The organism is Sphingopyxis sp. PAMC25046 (assembly GCF_004795895.1).
GTDB lineage: Bacteria > Pseudomonadota > Alphaproteobacteria > Sphingomonadales > Sphingomonadaceae > Sphingopyxis.
In genome coordinates this window covers 3,423,836-3,444,700 of sequence record NZ_CP039250.1, presented here as the reverse complement: position 1 = coordinate 3,444,700, position 20,865 = coordinate 3,423,836, and the positions used below count along the sequence as shown (strand labels likewise).

Here is a 20,865-nt window from a genome sequence, read left to right as displayed (position 1 = left end):
GACGGCCATCCGCCTCGACGATATGTGGGTCGAACTATGAAGGGTCCGGCGGTCGGCATCTCCCGATGAGATCAGCGCTGATGCCCCACCGCGAATGCCGTCGCAGCTGCAGACGCGGCGGCACGGCCTCCCGGAGAAATAGACGTCAATCCGGTGCAAAAACTTCCGGCGACTTCTCGAAATCAGGCGCGGGGCGGTCCATATCGACCCGAATAAGAAAAGGGTGGAGGGAAGATTGGCTGACGGCGACGACCACGCGGATATGGCCCTGCCACCCGTTCTCGACACGGCTCAGCTGGTCCGGATCGAGGCGGTCCATCGCGGCTACTTCTACCAGCATCTTTACGCGGTCCAACTACTCTTCGGCATGCAAGGCCGAGATATCGTCTCGGTCTCCGTCGAGCGCGACGAAGATATCGAACTTCGCGAGGAAGGGAAGACAAGCTACATCCAGGTCAAGACACGTGGAAGGCCGATCGTACCGAGCGATCTGACAAAAGTGCTGGCGCGGTTCGACACGCTTCGGAAGGACCATGCGGACGGGAAGCGGATCGGATCTGCGTCCTTTTCCATCGTCGCCAACGCCGAACCGTCGCCTTTGCTGCTTCAACAATTGTCGGCCAAGGATTGGCCCCGCGACGTAGAGTTTGTCTCGCCCGGCCGCCCGTCGTCCAACGGCTTGCCCCTTCCGGCAACCACCGTGGCTGGCGCCATCGCCAACGGCGAGACGGCGGCGGCATCGGTTCCGTTCGGCAGTTTGTCGCCGGCCAATCTGGTCCTGAAGCTCGCAGCCATCGTACAGTGGCGGTCGTCGGGCGCAGGCAATCATGTCATTACGGCAAGCGAACTGGTGCTGATGCTCGACCAGATCGTGGCGCAGTTGCATGACTTTCCCGAGCCGCCACGCCCTTATTATCCGCAGGAGGATGAGCCGCCCATCCTGTCCGATCAGCGCGTCCGCATGATCATAGGCTTTTCGGGCGCCGGGAAGACGTCGTGGGCGGCGGAAGCCGCGCGGCACCGAAGCGAGCCGATAGCCTATTTCGATGCAGCCGGGCTTCCGAGCGCTTCGGTCGCGAGCAACCTGGCCCGTGAGCTGGTCGCCCGATTCGTCGGTTCGGCCACGGGAGCGCCGCGGTTGGCGCCCGGCGCCGGTCTTGAGCTCCTTCGATCCGCCGACCGGCTTCTCGTCGAGCAGGAAACGCGCGCGCTTGTAGTGCTCGACAATGTGCATGAGCTCAGCGTCGACGATTTGAAGCGTGTCGTCGAGGCTGCACCCAACACGTCCTTTCTGGCACTCGGCCAGCCCTGGCCCGAACGCGCGCTCGCAGAAGCGCAGCTCAACGTCGAGGCCGAGGAACTGCGCGGCTATGGCCCCGATGCTGTCGCGGCCGTTTTTGCTACCGCCGACGTCGCGATCGATCTCGAAGGCGCCAACGGCATTCTCGCGTTGACGGGGGGATTGCCGCTCTATGTGGCCAATGCCGAGCAGCTGACAGCCTCGCATCATGACGGGGATGTCGATGCCTTCATCTCATCGATCCGCGGGCAGACGCAGCTTGTGGACACCGCGCAGGCGCTGATCCTCGAGCGAAATTTTGCAGCGCTGAGTGACAAAGCCCGCGATGTCGCTGCTTTCCTTGGCCTCTGCGACGTTCCGATCACGAACGACGAGGCCATGGCCTATCTCGGCGATGTCGGAACACCGGTCCAGATAGCTGCTGCGCTCCGCGAATTGCGGCGTTCCTCGATGATCCGCACCGCGCCGGGGGGATTGAGCCTCCACGACGCGCTCCGCGCTCTGGCGGTCGCGCACGCTTCGCTCATGGACGACGACCGGATCGTCGATGCGCTGACGCTGCTGCGCGCGATGCTGATGCAGTCGCTGCGGCAGTCTGCGAACATCCCGCGGCTGACCTTTCTTGTCAGGCTCCTTCCCAAGGTCGGACAAACCGACGCTTTGGTCGAGCTTGCGACGTCGGAAATGTTCTACGAGCAGGGCAACCACTCGATTGTTTTCGAGACGTTGCTGGCGGCGGCCGCCGACGAGACAGCGGGTCCGGTCGACCGGTTCTGGGCCATGGATGCCGTCGCCTATTGGCAGAGCCGCGACGGCGGCACGCCCGATCGGGCACTGGTCGAGCGTATGGCTGCTCTTGTCGCCTCGCATCCCGAATTCGAGAATCGAGAACGGTCGAATCTGCTTTTCAAGCAGCTGGTCATCGCCGGGAGCGATGGCGACCGACGAGAAATCGATCGCCTGTCCGAGACCGGTCGACGCCTCACCAAAGGCCGATCGATGGAATCCCGGATTTTCCGGCACAACAGGGCTTTGGCCCTCTACCGGGCCGGAGCCTTCGACGCGGTTCGCAAGACGACCGAGCCGCTCATCGACGATATGTTCAAGGCGCTCGGGTTTCCCGAACACCGGCTGGTCGGCTCCAACGGCCCCGCTTTGGGCGAGCTTCTCCAGTCGGTCGAAGAGTTTGACGACATCAAACGGACAGCCGATGTGCTCAATCTGTGGGCTTCGACGGTCGCAAAAACCGGTCAGTTGCCGGGCCTTCGCCGTATCCAGGCGACCAAGCTCTTTAATGCCGCCGGCGCTGGACGGTCGGCTGTCAGTTCGGCGATGGATGCGGTCGAAGATACTCTGCTCTTCATGGCGGACGCCGAGCATGCACGCGCGATAACCGAGCAACATATATTGCCGCTGATCGAACGCTACGGTCTTACCGACCTCGATCATGAAGCCCGCAGCCTCTACGCGGTCGTCCTTGCATGGAACGGGGATTTCGAGGCTGCCGACAGGGAAATGGCGATCCTGTCCAACTTCGGCGGCGCTGCCGCGCGCGCTCGCGAATTCGGGCGGCAGGCTTCGCTCATCGAAGCGATCCGGACCGGGCAAACCGAGCTCACCCCGATCCCGCGTCAGGATCGCGGAAAGCATCTGATCCGACAGCCGAACCTCATCGGCCGAAAGATACGGCCCGATAACCCGTGTCCCTGCGGCTCGGGACGGAAGTATAAACGCTGCCATGGCAGGTCTTAAGGAGGTCCGTCGGCATTTGCCTCGCCGGGCTGATGCATGATGGCCTAGACGTTCGGTTGCGGGACGATGCCGAGCATCCGCACCAGGCTCGTGGGCGCTACGAAATTGATCCCCGTCCCGAGGCTCTGGTCACCCATTGTCACGAGTCGCTCGAAAATCGCCATCTTCTCGGGATGCATCGGTGTCTCGCCCCAGATCGCCTCCTCGACGTAGCGCGCCACAAAGCCGGCGAGAATGTCGGCAATCTGGATTCCGATCGAATCCTGCGAGCGCAGAAATCGCAAGTCAGCGGACTCTTGATATTCGAAGTCGGCGGGTATCAGGGGCAGCTTCAAATTTAGAGCTTCGGCCATGTCCTTGCTTTGCTGAAGAATGTCTCCGAACTGCAGTTGCTCGTCGTGAAACAACGTTATCCCCGCCACCCGCTTCTGCGCAAAGCGGTTGATGCGGGCGTAGATGTGGGTGAAGGATGAAAGGTTCGGAAGCACCCAGATCAGCTTCCCGGCGGGGTTTGTATCGGGAACGGGCAGCGCCCGCTCGACGGCCCTGGCCTTTGGCAGCTTGCGAAAATCCTTCAAACTGTCGCGCGTCAGACGGACGATCCCAGCCGCCACGTCGGGGTGGGGACCCCGGCTTTGCTGTCCCCAGGCGATGATCCGCTTGTAGAGATCGCGAATTTCGGTGTGATCCCGGCTCTGACAACAGGAGGCGAAGGCGTGCGCTATCTCGGGAGGCGCATAGACGGCCATATGATCGGCCATGACGCTCTTCATCCAGAGCGCTTTGCGGCTGGTGTCGCAGTCCCCGACATAGGGCATCACCATCCGCTCGATGATGTGCATGACGACAAAATAATGTTTGTCGACGGCCTCGATGAAGAGCGGACAGCCGCGCGCTTCCAGCAATTCCAGCAGAGCGCTGAGGAACCGCGGTTTGTGATAGACCTGCTTCGCTTTCACGTCCGCCGACTGGACGCGGTGGGCCGTCTTGAGGGCGTCGAAGGCCGCCCGGAAACTGTCGTCGAGCGTACAACCGAGCGCCGCCAGCGCGAACATGCGCTGCTCGGTGAAATAAGCCTCGCTTGTGACGGTGGTGAGGTCACCGGTATTGCCGCTCTCGTCGAGATAATAATCCGTATGCGCCAGATGGGCCGGGCCGGGAGGCGCCGGGGCGAGCTTCGCTGAGCGATCAATCATCCTTGTCGGCCTTCTTTTCGTCCTCGGCGACCTTCTTCGACCGCCTCGCGTAGAGATCGCGGGCCTCGACGACGAATTCCTGGGGCACCCGGTCCAACAGTGCCTCGAGGCTTGCGGGATCGTCCTTCGACCAGAGGAGGTGCGGATCGACCGAATGGAAGACCGCATCGAGCCGCGCGCGCTTCTGCGGCTTGCTCGACCGGTCGAAGGCTTCGACATGGACAGCGGCGCCGGCCTCGCGTTGGCGGCGCGCGATCGCCTCAAGCGCGATGTCATGCAGCTCGCGATTTTGGGCGCGGGCGAAGTCCGCAAGCCAGGGAAAGTCGAGCGACGGCGGCATCCAGCTGGCGAGTTCGGCGGCAAGGATGCGATCGCGCACCCCGTTGCCCCGGGCGAAGGTGTCGACGAGAGTCTTGAGCTCGGCCATTGGCACATGGAAGCGCATCTGCCGCGCGATCGAAGCCTTGACCGACGGCTTTCCCGACCGGAATTTCGCGATCAGCAGCGGCAACGCCTGTTGGCGGTCGAGCTCGAGCATCAAGCGGATGGCATCGATCGCTCCCTGGCGCGCCAGATAGCGTTTGGCCGCAAAAAAGGCTTCGTCCGGGTCGGACTTTGCGAGGTGCCGGATGGCGTCGCCGGTCCCCCGGAAGCTGACATTTGCGTCGCGATAGGCGCCGCTGAGGATGCGAGCCTGGGCATCGCTGTCGCCTGCGTCGGCCAACACGGTCAGATAGCGCATGTCGAGATGGATGTGACCGTTGCGCCGCGAGCGGAGCAGAAATTCGATGACCGCGGGGCGGCTGTCCTCATGGTCGAGCAGCGCCATCAGGCAGAGGTCGCGGGACTGGAACCAGGTGCCGAGATCCTGGCCTTCGAGCCATTGCATCACGAGCGCGCGCGCGTGCCCGTCGCCATATTCGGACAGATAGACGGCGAGGAACTGGCCCTCGTCGCTGAGGTCGCCTTCGAGCATCGCCCCCGCCACCGGCAGGATCGACGCGTCATAAAATTCATGCGCCCGAAGCGTCCCGAGGATCGACCGGCGTACCCGGTTGCTCGTCCCGGACGCAGTGAACAATTCGATGAGCATCGCCAGATCGGTTCCGTCGGCGAGGAACCCAGCGAGCTTCGCGGCGACCTCGGCGTCCGTTTCGTCGCCGGTGGCGAGGAGGGCGTGGACGCGCGCGAGAAGCGTGTCGCAGTTTCGCCCGACCGATCCGCGAATGTCGGCGGCGTTCACATAGATGGGCGCCCCGCTGCGGACCATGTCCTCGATCTTCGCGTCGCGTTCGTGGACGGCGAGCGCCTGCATACGGAGGATCGCGCGATAGCCGTCGGGATCCGCCTCGCTGCTCGCATCGAGCGCGTCGCGCACCTCGCTCGCTTCGGTCCATTGCGCGGCGGCATAGCCGTCCTCGCGGCCGAAGCCGTCGGGACGCCCGAGTTCGCCGCGCACCAGGAGGTCATAGCCCTCGCCGCCGATCGCGGCGAGCAGCCGTTCGCACGCATTGCCTTCGGTATCGCGCAACCGGCTCGTGCGCCCGGTCCGGCTCGTCGCCAGGCGCACCAGTTCCTCTTCGAGCGCTGTCCCGGCGCGGCGTGCAAGGCACTCGAATTGCCAGGGAAGGACCAGTTCGGCGAGGAAGGTGAGGCTGTGGCGCAGCGACCCGAGCCGCTCCTCTGCGTCCGAATCGGAGGCCGACAAAGCGGCAAGGGCATCGGCAAACCGGTCAAGAATCCACTCGAGCGTCGCTTCGTCGATCAGGTCGAGATGCGAGCGATAATAAAGCACCACATCGGTCAGGGGATCGTCGGCCCCTTGCGCGCTCTCCATGATGGCCGCTGCGACCTCGTCGGGATGGGTGAACGCCAGCTCGGGCAGCCACCAGTTCGACGAACTCCACCGATAATCCTCGTCGCGCGCCGCGACGAGCCGGAGCGCCTTGTCGGGATCGACGCGCGCCAGCGAACGCAGGACCCGCGACGACATCCAGTCGTCGCGGCTCAGCGGCACCGCGTCGAGCCATTCGCGACCCTCGATATCGCGAAAATGACCGAGTGCATTGACCAGCGCTTTGCTGTGCTGCGGAAGAACCCGAAGGAATTTATCGCGGTGCCGGTGCCAGATCGCATCGGCGCGTTCGTCCTTGAGGCCCGAGCGGTCGGTCAGCACCCACAGCAGTTGATCGAGCTCGCCCGGATCGTCGCTCGCGGCGATGCGCGCGTCGAGCCAGCGGTCGTGCGAGGCGGCGGCGAGTTTGGCGGCCGTCCATGCGATATCGCGCGCCGATCGGCTGTTGAAATTATCGTCTTCGGCCCCGCTCGCGAGATGGCGTTCGAATTCTTCGTTGCGCTCCAGATATTGGGTCCAGAGCGCGTCGAGCAGTTCGGGAAAGGGATGGGCGCGCGCCGTGCGAAAGGCCACGCGGCGGGCGTGCGGTGCTTCAGAAGCGAGAAGTCGTCCCACCACGCCTGCAACCGCCTTATGGTCGCTCTCGGCGATCGCTGCCAGCGCGACCGGGATATTCCTCGGGATGTCCCAGTCGCGGTCCTCGTCATAGACACGAGTGGCGAGGTTTTCGAGCGCGGGCAGGACGTCAGGCCCGACCGTAGCGATATTGTTCCACATCGCGGCGCCGCGCCATTCGTGCGGCAGGCGCTGCGCGCGCAGGAGAAGGACGTCGGCAATCTTCTCCGGCGATGTCGCCTTCGCAAGCAGCCACAGAAGGTCAAGAAAGACATAGCCGAGGCGCGCGAGGGCGCCGGCGTGGGCTTCGATCCGGTCGAGAATGTCGGCGATGCGCTCGGCACCCCAGCGTTGGTCGACGATGCGGACGGCGAGATACTCGGCGACGGCCCAGTTCAGCATGCGATCGGACGTGAAGACGAGCGCGTTGCCATCGTCCCAGCGGATCAGACCGACCAGCTCGAGCCGTGCGAGCGCCGCGTCATCGAGGCCGACCGCCTCGGCATCTCGGCGCGGCCAGGGATAGCGGGGATTGTCCCCGAGGAGCGAGCCGGCGAGCTCGGCCAGCCGGTCGCCATCGGATCGATGATCGCGTTGGTTGCGCGCGTCTGTGGTTGAAAAAGTCCAATAGGCCTTGAACAGCTGATATTCGGTCACACCGGTCCAGCCATCCGACTGCGGCAGTTGCACAAATACGCGGGCATGGATCGGCTTCATCAGCAGCTCCAGCACATCGTCGGGCATCGTCTCCAGCGGCGCGGCGCGGTCATGGCGCTCGAGGAAGCGCCGCAACTGCGCGCTGTTGAAATTCTCGATGGGGACAATGTCGCAGTCGCTGCGTTGCTGCTCGAAAACCTCCGTTACGCGCGGCTGAGCGGAGACGATGATGCGGATCCCATGAGCACCCCAGTCGAGGCGCGCGATCGCTCCCGCAAGGTCGCGGCTTTGCACATCGTCGATATAGAGATTGAGCCAATAGCCATCGTTCTGGAGGGCCCCCGCAAGCCGCTGCGCCATCACGTCGGGTGCCGTATTCTGTCCATAGGCGACGCGCCAGACGCGCGCGTTGAGATGCTCGACGATCTGCTCGATGCTCTGCGGGGACGCGACGACAACCGAAAGGCGTCCGGCTTCGCTGTTCGCGATCGCCGACCGGCAAAGCGCCCAGGTCTTGCCCTGTCCGGATTCCGCCGAGAGCAGCGTCAGCGCGGCGCTCGGGATGACAGGCACGGGCCTTGCGTCGCGCGACGCGTCGTAGCCGATGTTGGCGCAGTCGGAGCGTACGCTGGCGGCCAGTAGCGCGGGGAGGGCCTGCGCATGGCCGAGCCGCTTCATCGCCTGGGGCGCGATGAGGGCGAGAAGGTCGGCAGCGTCGAGCGTGCGCCCGTCTTCGGCAGCGCCGAGCAAGCGACTGGTCATTTCATGGCGCTTGGTTTCGGCGTCCTGTCCCGGTTCCAGGAGCGGCGCCAGAAGCCGTTCGACGTCGGCGACGGCATCGCTCGTATCGACCACTTCGATCGAAAGCCCGGCAAGCAGCGCGCGGAAGGCGGGATCGGCCGGATCGACCTCCGCACTTGTCGCAAGCCGGGCGGCGAATGCCTCTGGCGTCAGCCGCTCACGACCCCATGCCAGACGGGGCGGTTTGACCGCCGGGTCGGGCGCGCTCTGCCAGGCGTCGAGAAAGCCCCGAAGGCTCGCGAGGCCCTGCTCCTTGTCGGTGACGAAGCGGAAGCTCTGCTCCGTTCCCGGCTTCACCGCTTTCAGCAGGTCAGGAAACACCTTTTTGGCGATTTCACCCGGCGACCAACCGCGCGACGAGCGTCGCATCTTGACCTGCTCGATGATCGTCGCGCCATTCGTCGTCAGACTATGGTCGCCGCCGGTGTCGGGTTCGAGCGCGAGTTGCATAGTCGAGAGCTCGGGCGCCGCATCATCATGACGCAGCGTCACTGTGGCCCGCAGCCCGATGTGGATGCTGCGCAAGATCTGGAAGAGAAAGCCCGCAATGGCGATCCGGCCGCCATTGGGCGCACTTCTGCGCGGCGCGGCGACTGATCTCGGAATTTTCCTCACTCCCCTATCGGCGGTTCGTTCGTCGCGTCCGTTCGAGGACGGCTTCCACACACTCGTTGCGCAGCGAAGATGGTGGTGCGCCGCGAAGCGCGCAACCGCGGCGGGCGCGCTTTTTGATCCGGTCCGGGCTTAATATCCTGCGCTCCCGGCACGTCATTTGAAGGCTTGCCCCCGATGCTTTTCGAGCAAGCCCCACAGCTCGGCGCCGTCACTTTCCCGCTTGAAGCTCACGCCGCCCGAGCGGATCAGCAGCCGCCGCAACTCATTGTCGCTATCGAAGCCGGGCAGATAGGCCTTGATCCTGTCGAAGGTTCGCATGTCATATTCGCCAGAATCGAGAAGCGCCCCGATGGCGATCTCTGTCGAGAATTCGAGTTTGAATTCGCGGTCCAGTCTTTCGCGGCCTAGGTGGAGCGTGGCCTTGGAGACCAGGAAGGATACGACGGCTGCAATGATGGCGGCCACGACGGTTGGATGAATGCTTGGTTCCATGCTCACTTCCCCCTTTTAGGCACCGCTCGGCAGATATCAGACCCTCCCGGCAAAGCCCAACGACGGCAGACTTTATCTGCCCTTATCTGGCACATCTGCCGCTCTCTAGCGACGATCCGGATTGCTTGCCGGGGATCACCGCGGCATCATGCCGCGATGCTGCCTCAAAGCCCGAGAAATTATCAAACCGAGCGCCTCGGCGTGAACGCCGTCGCCGTCGCCGTCGCTCGTCTTGGCTTGATCTGGCGTGAAACACCTACGGGCGATGTCGGCATCGACGGGCAGATCGAATATGTCGACGCCGCCGGCCATGCGACCGGCCGACTGCTCAGCGTGCAGGTCAAGTCGGGGATCTCCTATTTCGCGAACGAGACGGAGGATGCGTTCCTGTTCTATTTTGACGCGAAGCACCGCCGCTATATCGAACAGCATCCGCTTCCCGTTCTCCTGATCCTTCACAATCCCGACACGGACATCTCCTATTGGGCGGACGTTCGCCAGCAACTGCGTGGCGAGCGGGCGGGAGCCGCCGTCCGCCTCCCGAAGCACAGCATTTTCCAGACCGCCACCGCTCCGACACTGTTCGAGACCGACGGGATCGACGGCAGCGGCTTCATCGACGACCTCAACGAGGTTTGCGCGACGATGATCGCGACGCGCAGCGCGAACGCGAGCTTTCCGGTCTCGCACTTCGACCTGTTCGCGCACGGCCTGACGAACATCGCGCGCTCGATCTATTATGGCATGGATGTGCCGCTGATGGTTGCGGAAGCGAACCTCGCCCGCACCGATTATGAGTTCGGCTTCGGCGTGGGGGAGGACGAGCATCTCTTCCTCTTTGGGTTCGTCAGGTTTTTGATAGCGCAGAACCTTGCGCGTATCGATTTTGGCGACTGCCTGATCGACTGGATCGACCGGGAGAAACAGCCGCACTTCGTCGCACCGCTCACTGCGCGGGGACGCGATCTCGTCCGGCACATCCGCGATCAGGAACTGGCCCTGGTGGAAAATGGCGCGTTGCCCGACATCGGGACCACGATGGTTGTTCGCGAGGCATTCTTCGAGATGGTGCCGAACTCCTTTTCGACCCGTCTGCCGCGAATTCAGGAGTTTCAGGCAGCGATGGTGCAGCAAGCGGGCGCGGCGCGATGAGGCGCAACGTCTCGCGCGGCGCGATGCGACGCCTCTTTTTCGCTGCCTTCGAAGACTTCTGCGCCAATGAGAGCGCCAACATCCGCAACGGGACGTCCGAGCGCAACCTGTGCCAGCGGCTCGGCCCGCAGTTTGCCATGCTAACGCGGGCGGCAAACTCCATGCTATCTGCCAGAAATGGTTTCAGGTCGGATAGCTTGGCCAGAATTGCAAGCGCAGCCATCATGTTGACTTTCTCGTCGCGCCGGAGCGGGGCGTAGGTGTGCGTCGGTCGTCGCCTCTGTGATGTATGACAGCTGCTGAAATCACTTTGGCAGCGCAGGCGCAGTTCATTTCGGTCGAGGATTTCGCTCGGCTGGCGCGGCTGTCGCGGCGCACCATCGACCGCTATCGGCGCGATCGCCCGGATGGTTTCCCTAAGGAGTATGATGTGAGCCGGGGAAGGGTACCGCGTCCGTAGTTCAAGCTTGCCGACATCCTCGCATGGATGGAAACGCGCGCGCTCTGGTAGCCGCCACGATCGCGGTCAATTGGACCATCAATTCTGTCTTAGGGAATAAATCATGAGCTCGAGCGAGAGCGACCGTCGAGGTCGCGGTCACTCCGGATCCTTCGTGTCGCGACAAGCCTTGCCGCTGCGCCTATGACCCGGGCCTTGGGGGAGGGAATCGAATGCGATTGGTCCGAGCGAAGATAGAGAATTTCCGACTCCTGCGGGACGTCGAAATCGGGTTTGAAGAATCGACGACACTTATCGTCGGACGCAACAACAGTGGGAAAACGTCGATCGCTGAGCTCTTTCGGCGCCTTCTGTCGGGAGGGAGCCTGGCTTTTCGTCTCGAGGATTTCTCGCTCGGTTGCCACGAAAGCTTCTGGCTCGCGCTCCAAGCCTATCGCGCCGACCCAGAGGCCGTCGATATTCTCGAACTATTACCGTCGATACGGCTGGTCGTCGACATCGGATACGACACGGATGCCCCGGACCTTGGGCCACTAGGCAACTGCATTATTGATCTCAATGACGAGTGCGAAGAGGCTCGGCTCGAGTTTCGGTTCGGCCCCAAGGCGGCAGCCCCCGAGGCATTTTTCGCGAGCCACATAACGCCGCTCGACAATGTCGCCGATGACCGGGCCCGCTTCTTCCGCGACCTCAGCATTCGGCTTCCTGCTGCATACGCAGGGACGCTCGAGGCAGTTGATCCCAACGACGCCACCAACCGCAAAACGCTTGAGACGAAGATGCTCACGACACTGATCGGAGGCGGGTTCATCAACGCCCAGCGCGGCCTCGACGACGACACGATCCGCGAGCGGGACGTCCTTGGCAAAGTCGTCGAAGTGCTGTTTCAGTCAGCTCTGACGGACGATATCGATGCTGACCGACGAACCACAGCTGAGCAGCTCAAGGAAGTCGTCGAGACCATCCAGGGGGACGTTCACAACAGCTTCAACTCCGGTTTGACCTCGCTCCTCCCGACGTTCGATCTTTTCGGATACCCTGGTCTCGCGGATCCCGGGCTCGTGACCGAGACCAGCTTCGACGTGAACAAGCTTCTGAAGGATCATACCAGAGTCAGGTATCGCGGCGTAAATGGAATGACCTTGCCCGAGACCTACAACGGCTTGGGAACGCGAAATCTCGTATATATGCTCCTGCAGCTCTTGCGCTTCTTCCGAGAGTATCAGGCGACGCCCACGTCTGCGGGTGTCCATCTGATCTTCATCGAGGAGCCTGAAGCCCATCTCCATCCCCAGATGCAGGAGGTGTTCATTCGGCAGCTCGAGCGGGTGGCTGCCGCTTTCGTTGCACAGCTGAACGCTGACCGGCCTTGGCCGGTGCAGTTCGTCGTAACGACGCACTCACCGCACATGGCAAATGAAGCCCGGTTCGAGAGTCTTCGGTATTTTCTGTCAGTTCCCGATGGCGAGGGCATGCGGCGGTCGCTCGTAAAGGATCTCCGTCAGGGAATGTCAGGCACCCACCCCGACGTTCGCGAGTTTCTTCACCAATATCTTACGCTGTCACGTTGCGATCTGTTTTTTGCTGACAAGGCAATTCTCATCGAGGGAACATCGGAACGTCTCCTGCTACCCTCGATGGTTCGCAAGACCGACGCAGCTGCTGTGGGACAGGCGCAGCTCAGCAGCCAGTATCTCACCGTGATGGAGGTCGGTGGGGCCTATGCGCACCGCTTCTTCGGCCTCCTCAACTTTCTCGAACTTCGGACCCTCATAATCACTGATATCGACTCGGTGGCGCCCAACGACAAAAACAAGCGCGTCGCCGTGCCGGTGGCCCAGGGAACATTCACGAGCAATGCATGCATCAAGGACTGGTTCGAACCTGACGTGTCGCCCGCCGAGCTCCTGGCCAAGGCGCCGGACGAGAGGGTGAACGGTAATCGGCGGTTGGCCTATCAAATACCGGAACAAGATGGCGGACCGTCCGCGCGCAGCTTCGAAGATGCTTTCATCCTCGCAAATCCGGGGATGTTCGAGCTAGGCGAGGGAGACCAGGCGACGCTGGCCTACGAGCATGCTTCGGAGCAAAAGAAGTCGAGCTTCGCGCTCGAGCACGCCATCGAGAATACCGAGTGGGATACGCCCCGATACATCGTCGAGGGCTTGCGCTGGTTGGCAGAGGGGAATCCCGCGCCAGTCCTAGCGCCCGAGGACGTGGCCGCGGGGCTGGTGGCCGGGGTCACAGGGGTGGATTTGGCCGATGGCGGGCAGTCTCACAATGGCTGATCAGGAGAGTCCGGCCGAGGCCGCGGGCCGCCTTGCATTGGAGAGAGTGTTCGAGTGCCTGGACGAGGGCCGCAGCTTTCGCCTTGAGGCGGGGGCGGGCGCCGGGAAGACCTATTCGCTCGAGAAGGCGCTCGAACGCCTGCTCGCGCTCCGCGGAACCGCGCTGCTGCGCAACCGGCAACAGATCGGCTGCATAACCTTCACAAACGTAGCAAAAGACGAGATCACCTCCCGCGTCCAGGCTCATCCTGCAGTTCGGCCGGAGACGATCCACGGCTTCTGTTGGTCGCTCTTACAGGATTTCCAGCCCGAGATACGCGCGTTGGTTCCGACGCTTCCTGGCTGGGACGAACGATTAGCGGCTGCGGGAGTGCCCGATCTCGCTCTTCGCGCCATCCAATATGATCTTGGCTATCCGCGCATTACCGATACCGAGGTCTCGTTGCGCCACGAGGACGTGCTCACGCTGATGTCGGAACTCCTTGGGCGGCAGAAATTCCGGTCGGTGATGACAGCGCGCTACCCAATCCTCCTGATCGACGAATATCAGGATACCGATGCGGGGTTTGTCACCGCTTTGAAGCAACATTTTCTCGATACCGGCACTGGGCCGGTCATCGGTCTCTTTGGCGATCACTGGCAGAAAATATACGGAGATGGATGCGGAGCGGTAGAGCATGAGGCACTTGAGATAATAGACAAGAACGCCAACTTCCGCTCGGCCGGCCCGATCGTCTCGATGCTGAATCGCATGAGGCCGGCGCTACCCCAAATTCCGAGCGACGCGGACGCGCCCGGGGAGGCGCGTCTGTTTCACACAAACGCTTGGCCGGGGCAGCGACGCACTGGACAAGGCGGCGGACATTGGACCGGCGACACCAGTCCCGAGGCGGCCCGCGACTATTTCGACCATCTCAAGGGGCGTCTCACCGACGAAGGATGGGACTTCGCCGTCGAGCACACCAAGATCCTGATGCTCAGCCACAGCGTCCTTGCGCGGGAACAAGGCTACCCGACGATCCAGCGGATATATGGTCAGTTCAACGATGCATGGCTAAAGAAGGAGGATCCGCACATAAAGTTCTTGGCGGACCAGGTAGAACCGGCATGTGCGGCTTTCCAGGCTCAACGCTATGGCGAGATGTTTGGGTGTCTGGATTCTGGTGGTCCGAACATCCGCAGGCACCAGGACAAGACGGCCTGGTCCCAGTCGTTCCAGCAACTCGTTCAGCTTCGCGCGACCGGCACGATCGGGGATATCGTGGACTTCCTCAAGGACCAGGCACATATTCGCATCCCCGAGGCTGTCATCGACCGGGAAAATCAGCTGGCTGCCGTCGGTCCGGAGCCAGTCGATGGGGAACCGCGCCGGGTAACCCAATTGCGCAAGTTGCGCGACGTACCCTATGACGAGTTGATCGCGGTTGACGCCTTCATTGACGGCCACACACCGTTTGCGACGAAGCACGGCGTCAAGGGCGCCGAGTTCGAGAATGTCCTCGTGGTCGTTGGCCGCGGCTGGAACATGTATAATTTCGCTCAAATGCTGGAGTGGATCGACCCTGGTCCACCGGTCGAGAGAACGGCATTTTTCGAGAGTAACCGCAACTTGTTCTACGTCGCATGTTCTCGCCCGAAGCGTCGGCTGGCACTTCTGTTCACACAAATACTGAGCGATGCGTCGCTCGCCAAAGTCACCGAGCTGTTCGGCGGGGCCAATGTGATAGCTCTTCCTGGGGATCCCGCTGCCTGAATGACAAGGCGGTCGCGCCGATCTCGACGCATGGCGCTGCGACGTATTTCAGTTGAGGGGGTCGGCGCGGGCCTTGGGCGCTATGCTAAAACGACCTATCCTGTCTGGTGCGGACCTTGCTGGTTGCGGCGTCTGAACGCACACGACATATGGGGTGAATGCCTATTCGCGCCCGCTCGCACATACTTGAAGAGGAATCGATCCGCCGGTTTGAAGACGCGCTTCCGGCCGGTTGGGTCTATCGCGGAAAGTCGCCTGACTATGGGATCGATGGTGAAGTCGAAATCTACAATGAAGACGGGAGTGCGACCGGCCTGACCTTCAACGTTCAGCTTCGCGCAACCGACGATAACGCGCGCGCAGATCGGGTCAGACTCAAGGTCGATCAGCTCGATTATTTCCTGTCATTCGATGTGCCGACCGCCGTCGTGCGCTACGACAGCTCCGACGCCTCGTTTAACTGGCAATGGGCCTCGTATATCGCGTCTAGAACCGTTCTCGGCGAGAAACAGAAGACCTTCACCTACCGCTTCGGCGCGCGCGAGCGTTGGAACGGGGCGACGCCCGCTGACATCCGGCGAACGCTCGAAGTGCGGCGGCGGCTTTCCGCATATCCTCCAAGCATGGCGGTTCCGCTGCGCGTCGATCTTTCAGCCATTCCTGTCGCGGATCGCTACAATGTCGATCGGGCGATTGCCCGAGCGATCACTGACAGCCGCGGTGCCTTGGCTCGAGCGGCAAACGAACCTGCTGAAGTCGAGGCCTTTGCTCGGCTTGAGCCGGCTTTTCTGGCTGTCGGCATCGACACGGTCACGGGTGCAACCTTCGACTTGCGGGATCCCGGTCCCGACGACTATCTTGTCTCGATACTTTATGCGCTCGTGCGAATGTTCCGCCGTAAACGCCTCATCCGTCAAGCCGAGGCGTTGGCCAAGCTCATTGCGGAGCGTGGGCTTGCCCATCATAGCCAAGACCTTGCCTTCGAGGCCTGTCTCGCGCTCGCAAGCGATCTTCCAGCGCTCGTCAAGCTCGCGGTCATCAACGGCTTTCACGAGCAGACCGGGGTGCATTACGGCGCGCTCTCACTCACGATTTACAAGGCGCCACAGGACGAAGGGACGCGCCGAATTGCCATGGATGCCTTCTTCGACGCCTCTATTTCTGCCGCCCGAGCGATCGACGGAGCGAGCGGGGCGGCGGCCCATTATTCGATCGGCAATTTCTATCGCGCGCAAAATGAACGCGCGCTCGCCGTCGCCCATTATAACCGGGCTCGGAAGCTGCGGTCGGCCTATCTGGATACCGGCTATTATCTCTCCGAGCTTGGCGGTCTCCTGTTTGTATCGGGCCGCTACAGGGCGTCGGCCCAAGCTTATTGGGGCGCCGTGCTCCAGAATCCTGATGACGCGGATCTCCTATTTCTGCTTGCGGATGCGTTGCTACTGGCGGGATGCGTCGCTGCCGCGCTGTGCTGTTTCAAGCTGGCGGTCCCTGGATGCACAGCGCCCCGCTTGTTGGCAGAAGCCGAACTCAAGATCTTGATCTGTGATCAATTGGTCGAGGAAGTGGGCTCGGTCGTTGTGCCGCGGCGCCGTGCGGAAGCGAGCCTCGCTCTGCACCCGGACGGCCACGACCGGCCCGAAGACCTCGAAAGGCTCTTGCGCGAGGTCGACGCCATTAACCCGGGAGCGCGCTTCAATCTAGGGGTAACCCGTGCGGGCGAAGGCAACAGGAGCGCTGCGCTCCATCATTTTCTGCTTTGCGCGATCGCTCAACCCCAAGATGTCGAAGCCTGGGCCAATGCCGTCATTTGCGCCTTGCCGCTCGGAGACGAGATGCTCCTGCTCTGCATCATGAGCGTCGCAATTCATCACAAGGGTGCGGAGGCCTACGATCATCTGCGTGGGGAACTCGTAGCGCAATCGGCACCGCCGGAAATGCTGGAGGCGCTTGACGAGGCGGCGATGGTTCTTCTTGAACAGAGTGAGCGGCCGAGCGAGGGCGGTTTCACTCTGCGTATGCTTGACGGCGACAGCTACCATAGCTTTACGGTTTCGGGTCTCGGTACCGCTTGAGCCAGGGCAAGGGTATGCAAGTCGTCATCGACAGCAATCGTCTGCGAAGCGAGGAGCTGCGCGACTTCCTTGCCGCTAGCCCTTCCAATCATGCCGTCCTGATCGATTTCGCATCGATCGAGGCATACAAGACCAACCCGCTTATCACGATCCAGAAATCGATGGCGGTGTTGGGCGAATTTTCACCGCAGGTGCTGGTCCTGAAAGGTACGGGACGCATCGCCCGGCTGGACTCCCGAGAGCCCGACTATGTGCAGGAGATGATCTGGGACGAATATACTAGGACGTTCCCGCTCCACGCGGCATCGATCCCGTTCATCAGCCTCAACGAGACGAACATGGTCGAAAGCAGCCTGATGCTCCACGAAAAGGCCCTAGACATTCTCGCGCTCCAGTCGCCGGAAAAGTTTCGGGAGTTTCATGAGATATTCGCAGCGCTCTATTCCAAGGATGATATCCGTAACCTGCGCAAAGGCATTTTGACACAGGAGATGCTCGGGACTCTACTCGAGACCGCCGTCGTGGGCGCTGCTTACCTCCTCGAAGAGGAATGTCGCTTCCACACGCATGACTATTTCGACGTGCTCAACGATTTCGCGGTCCGCCAGGTGCTGGCGCGTCTGCTGCTCAACCAGCGGTGGATATTGGACGGGCGACCGGCGCTGGACGATGAGAGGCTTCTGAACGACCAGGTGGACTCGATCTTCGTAACCTATGCCACTTACTTCAACGGCATGATGACGGGAGATCAAGGCTCCTCGCGACTGCACGGCGAGCTTCGCAGCCTGCTTTCGACCTTTTCGAAGAATGACGAAGCCCTGATCCTGCCGCCGGCCTATCAGACTCCATCGCGCTGATGCGAGGTTTTGGCCGCCTATTCGGCATGGCTCGAACGTCCGCCCGCGTCTGCGGCTGGCGAGCGTGCGAGATCGTTATGCCGATTGCCCGGCAGTTGGCTTATTCGGCGATGACGCTGCCCGAAGCCGACCAGCTCTTGTCGCCCACCGCTGAATAATCGGTCGGCAGGCCGTCGAGCCGCTCCATCCGCCGCACGCTGTTGGCATCCACCAGTGCCTTGTCAAGCGGCGTGGTGAGTACATTGTTCGTGAGCGTATATTTGGCTGCTAGACGGTCCACGGGAGCCAGTGCTGTCGTGTCGACCGTGCCGCCGCCCTGATAGAGATCGGTAAATTGCCGGCGTGGAGCGAAGCGGCAAAGCGACAGCTATTGATTGTTCACGTTTCGCGGCGCAAATCGTTCAATGTCGGCTATCTCTAAATTACGGCTTGAAGCGGAAGTTCCGCAATTGATGACGTGGACGGCTCTCCAACGCCCCGCGGTATAGTCCGCGGGATGAGCTGGAAGGAGAGCTACGATGGAGAAGATTGCAACAGTCGGGTTGGATATCGCGAAGTCGGTGTTTCAGGTCCACGGCGTTGATGCTGCAGGCGAAGTGGTGGTGCGCAAGCGCCTGAGCCGGGCGCGCGTGATTCCGTTCTTTGCGAAGCTGCCGCGATGTCTGGTCGGCATCGAGGCCTGCAGCAACTCTCATCACTGGGCCCGCGAGTTGATCGCGCTGGGGCATGATGTTCGACTGATGCCGGCGCAATATGTGAAGCCCTATGTGAAGCGCGGCAAGAACGACGCTGCCGATGCCGAGGCGATCTGCGAGGCGGTAACGCGGCCGACGATGCGGTTCGTGACGGTGAAGACCCCGGAGCAGCAGAGCGTGATGATGCTTCACCGGGTCCGCCTGATGCTCAACCGCCAGCGCACTCAGCTGTCGAACGCGACGCGGGCCCATATGTCGGAGTTCGGGATCGTGGCGCCGGTGGGGCGCATTGGGCTCGAGCACCTGCTGGCGATAGTCGCCGACAAAGATGACGAGAGCATCCCACCCGATGCCCGGCTCTGCCTGGAGATGCTCGGGGCGCAGCTCGCCATCGTGAAGGAACAGATCCTCGAGAATGACCGGCGCATCCGTGCGAGTGCGCGCGACACAGAAGTCGGGCAGCGGTTGATGGAGATTCCCGGCATCGGACCGCTGCTTGCCAGCGCCTTTGTTGCCAGTGTCGGCGACCCCGGTATTTTCAAGACGGGGCGCGACCTCGCCGCGTGGATAGGCCTGGTCCCTCGGCAGAACTCCAGCGGAGGGAAGGAGCGGCTCGGCGGCATATCGCGTGCGGGCAACCAATATCTGCGCCAGATGCTCGTCGTCGGTTCGATGGCCGTCATCCGCCATGCTGAACGACACGGCACCAAACGGCCGTGGCTCATCGAACTGATGAAGCGTCGCGCGAAGAAAATTGCAGCTGTGGCGCTAGCTAACAAAACCGCCCGCATGGTCTGGGCACTGATGACGAGCGGAGAGCGCTACCGCGAACCGCAGGTCGCGCACGCATAAGAGATCAGGCGCCGAACTTGGCGTCGCCGAGGTTGGGAAGGGCAGATAGGAGCTGATGCACAAAGCCGGTTGAAACCGCCGGATCAGGAAAACCCATTTTGGCCGGTGCACCTCGAGTGCGAGCAATTGGTCGGGACCCGATCCGCGCGAAAGGCATCATGGCCAGCGGCGCATGACAAGGCCGCATCACAGGCCGGACACATGGCTGCACCAACCAGCAGGTCGCATCACATCCAGAAACCACTTGCCAACGGAGGGCCGTCCACACACGGCCATTCTGGCTGGCTCCGCGCTAAAACCGTCGGGTGCCGGCTCCCCAGTCTCCCAAGTCGCACTGTCCGGAGAAATTGGTCTGCGCCGCGATGGAGATTTGGCCGGTGCGGCGGTCGACGGTGAGCTTCGGCTTGTTCATTCCGTTGAGCCGATAGCTCGCAGTAATCCGGTCGCGCGTGACGACAAGGTTGTCGAGGTCCCACCAACCATTGTCGCCGCCCGAGTGAAACGGTGGCACCATTTTTGATCCGAGATGGATGCGCCCGGCGTTGCCGAAAAGTTCGATCTGGACGTCGCTGTTGAAGCCCTGGGCGCTGTTCCCGACCTGGTTGCTCCATTCCCATTTATGGGTCCAGGGGTTCCAGCTGTACGTGGGCTTGGACGTAACCGTCGGGCGAGTTCCTGCGCCATAGCAGACCAGCACGAGCGAATTCGGATCACGATAGCCGGGCTCTGGTTCGCGGTCGTCATGATCGACGGCCGGCGCCGGCGCATGGGAGCCTCCCGTGCCGCAATTCTCCGCGGGAACAGAGGTGATCGCGGCATAGCGGCCGTCGGCGGTAGATACGGAAATGCATCGGTTCAGACGCGCATTCCACCAGAAGGTGAACCGCTGATCCCTCACGACATTTGACTGTCGGGCTTCGTAGCCCCGCGAGAGAAGCTGGGTCTCGCCGCCAGCGCCGCGGGCCCCGACCAGATCAGCGACATCAGCGGGCGCTTGTGCGCTGGCAACGGCAGGGAATAGGGAAAAGACCGATACTAGGGAGAGGGCGAGACGCATAGCAGGCTCCTTTCGATGGTGGCGGACTAGCCCCGCAATGATCATATCATCCGACGACTGCCTTACGAAGTGATGACTCGTTGGCTGGCGAGCGCCACGTACGGATTTAAAGGAGCTCGGCCGAAAGCCGACGGTCGGAAACCGGCCAATCCCTCAGTATTCGCAGCATCCTCGGGGTTTGCCGCTACAGGTCGTGAGCTAAAGAATGTCGAACATGTGCAGGGCGAGCCACAGCAAGGACAGGCCGGCAAGGGCGCCCAGAAACCAGCCTTCTTTGCGCATTCCCCCTCCGATCTCCGGCTACTTGTGACACCTGCAACCGTGGTTGTCATAATTCAAGCGCGATGATGTCGGCGTCTATCTGGTCTATCGAATTAAGCCTTAAGGACTAGA

General features: G+C 62.1%; 14 protein-coding genes. 9 read left to right on the top strand and 5 right to left on the bottom strand.

Annotated elements, in window-relative coordinates:
• Positions 1 to 235: 235 nt before the first annotated feature.
• Entirely contained in the window at positions 236 to 3,052 is a 2,817-nt protein-coding gene (locus E5675_RS16200; RefSeq protein ID WP_136175436.1) for an SEC-C metal-binding domain-containing protein, read from the top strand.
• Between the two features lie 44 nt (positions 3,053 to 3,096).
• Here the strand turns inward: E5675_RS16200 and E5675_RS16195 are convergent, their stop codons facing one another.
• Positions 3,097 to 4,197: a DUF3800 domain-containing protein gene (locus E5675_RS16195; RefSeq protein ID WP_247594896.1), complete on the bottom strand. Its 1,101-nt coding sequence runs from the start codon at positions 4,195 to 4,197 to the stop codon at positions 3,097 to 3,099.
• A 43-nt stretch (positions 4,198 to 4,240) separates the two neighbouring features.
• A complete protein-coding gene (locus E5675_RS16190) occupies positions 4,241 to 8,668 on the bottom strand; it encodes a hypothetical protein (protein WP_168707902.1) in 4,428 nt (1,475 codons plus the stop codon).
• 22 nt (positions 8,669 to 8,690) lie between these two features.
• On the opposite strand from E5675_RS16190, the gene E5675_RS16185 reads away from it, so the two are divergent.
• Positions 8,691 to 8,924 (top strand): hypothetical protein, encoded by a 234-nt coding sequence (locus E5675_RS16185; RefSeq protein WP_136175433.1) that lies wholly within the window; start codon positions 8,691 to 8,693, stop codon positions 8,922 to 8,924.
• 20 nt (positions 8,925 to 8,944) lie between these two features.
• Here E5675_RS16185 and E5675_RS16180 read toward each other — a convergent pair whose 3' ends face one another.
• Complete coding sequence (locus E5675_RS16180) at positions 8,945 to 9,283, bottom strand: hypothetical protein (protein ID WP_136175432.1); 339 nt, start codon at positions 9,281 to 9,283, stop codon at positions 8,945 to 8,947.
• Here E5675_RS16180 and E5675_RS16175 point away from each other — a divergent pair.
• From E5675_RS16175 to E5675_RS16150, 6 genes are all read left to right on the top strand, one after another.
• Positions 9,266 to 10,435 (top strand): DUF4365 domain-containing protein, encoded by a 1,170-nt coding sequence (locus tag E5675_RS16175; RefSeq protein WP_210727552.1) that lies wholly within the window; start codon positions 9,266 to 9,268, stop codon positions 10,433 to 10,435. The genes E5675_RS16180 and E5675_RS16175 overlap by 18 nt on opposite strands.
• The gene (locus tag E5675_RS16170; protein ID WP_136175431.1) at positions 10,432 to 10,695 is read left to right on the top strand and encodes a hypothetical protein; all 264 of its coding nucleotides are present in this window, start codon (positions 10,432 to 10,434) and stop codon (positions 10,693 to 10,695) included. The genes E5675_RS16175 and E5675_RS16170 overlap by 4 nt, the downstream gene beginning before the upstream one ends.
• Before the next feature lie 412 nt (positions 10,696 to 11,107).
• On the top strand, positions 11,108 to 13,183 hold the full coding sequence (locus tag E5675_RS16165; RefSeq protein ID WP_136175430.1) for an ATP-dependent endonuclease: 2,076 nt from the start codon (positions 11,108 to 11,110) through the stop codon (positions 13,181 to 13,183).
• Positions 13,176 to 14,936, top strand: a complete 1,761-nt coding sequence (locus tag E5675_RS16160; RefSeq protein ID WP_136175429.1) for a UvrD-helicase domain-containing protein — start codon at positions 13,176 to 13,178, stop codon at positions 14,934 to 14,936. Before E5675_RS16165 ends, E5675_RS16160 begins: the two co-directional genes overlap by 8 nt.
• 158 nt (positions 14,937 to 15,094) lie before the next feature.
• Positions 15,095 to 17,011, top strand: a complete 1,917-nt coding sequence (locus E5675_RS16155; protein ID WP_136175428.1) for a DUF4365 domain-containing protein — start codon at positions 15,095 to 15,097, stop codon at positions 17,009 to 17,011.
• A 14-nt stretch (positions 17,012 to 17,025) separates the two neighbouring features.
• A complete protein-coding gene (locus tag E5675_RS16150) occupies positions 17,026 to 17,868 on the top strand; it encodes a hypothetical protein (RefSeq protein ID WP_168707901.1) in 843 nt (280 codons plus the stop codon).
• Between the two features lie 100 nt (positions 17,869 to 17,968).
• On the opposite strand, the gene E5675_RS16145 is transcribed toward E5675_RS16150, so the two are convergent.
• On the bottom strand, positions 17,969 to 18,148 hold the full coding sequence (locus E5675_RS16145) for a hypothetical protein (protein ID WP_136175426.1): 180 nt from the start codon (positions 18,146 to 18,148) through the stop codon (positions 17,969 to 17,971).
• A gap of 238 nt (positions 18,149 to 18,386) precedes the next feature.
• Here E5675_RS16145 and E5675_RS16140 point away from each other — a divergent pair, with 238 nt between their 5' ends.
• Complete coding sequence (locus E5675_RS16140) at positions 18,387 to 19,415, top strand: IS110 family transposase (protein ID WP_136172897.1); 1,029 nt, start codon at positions 18,387 to 18,389, stop codon at positions 19,413 to 19,415.
• 292 nt (positions 19,416 to 19,707) lie between these two features.
• Here E5675_RS16140 and E5675_RS16135 read toward each other — a convergent pair whose 3' ends face one another.
• The gene (locus E5675_RS16135; RefSeq protein WP_136175425.1) at positions 19,708 to 20,472 is read right to left on the bottom strand and encodes a hypothetical protein; all 765 of its coding nucleotides are present in this window, start codon (positions 20,470 to 20,472) and stop codon (positions 19,708 to 19,710) included.
• Positions 20,473 to 20,865 lie beyond the last annotated feature (393 nt).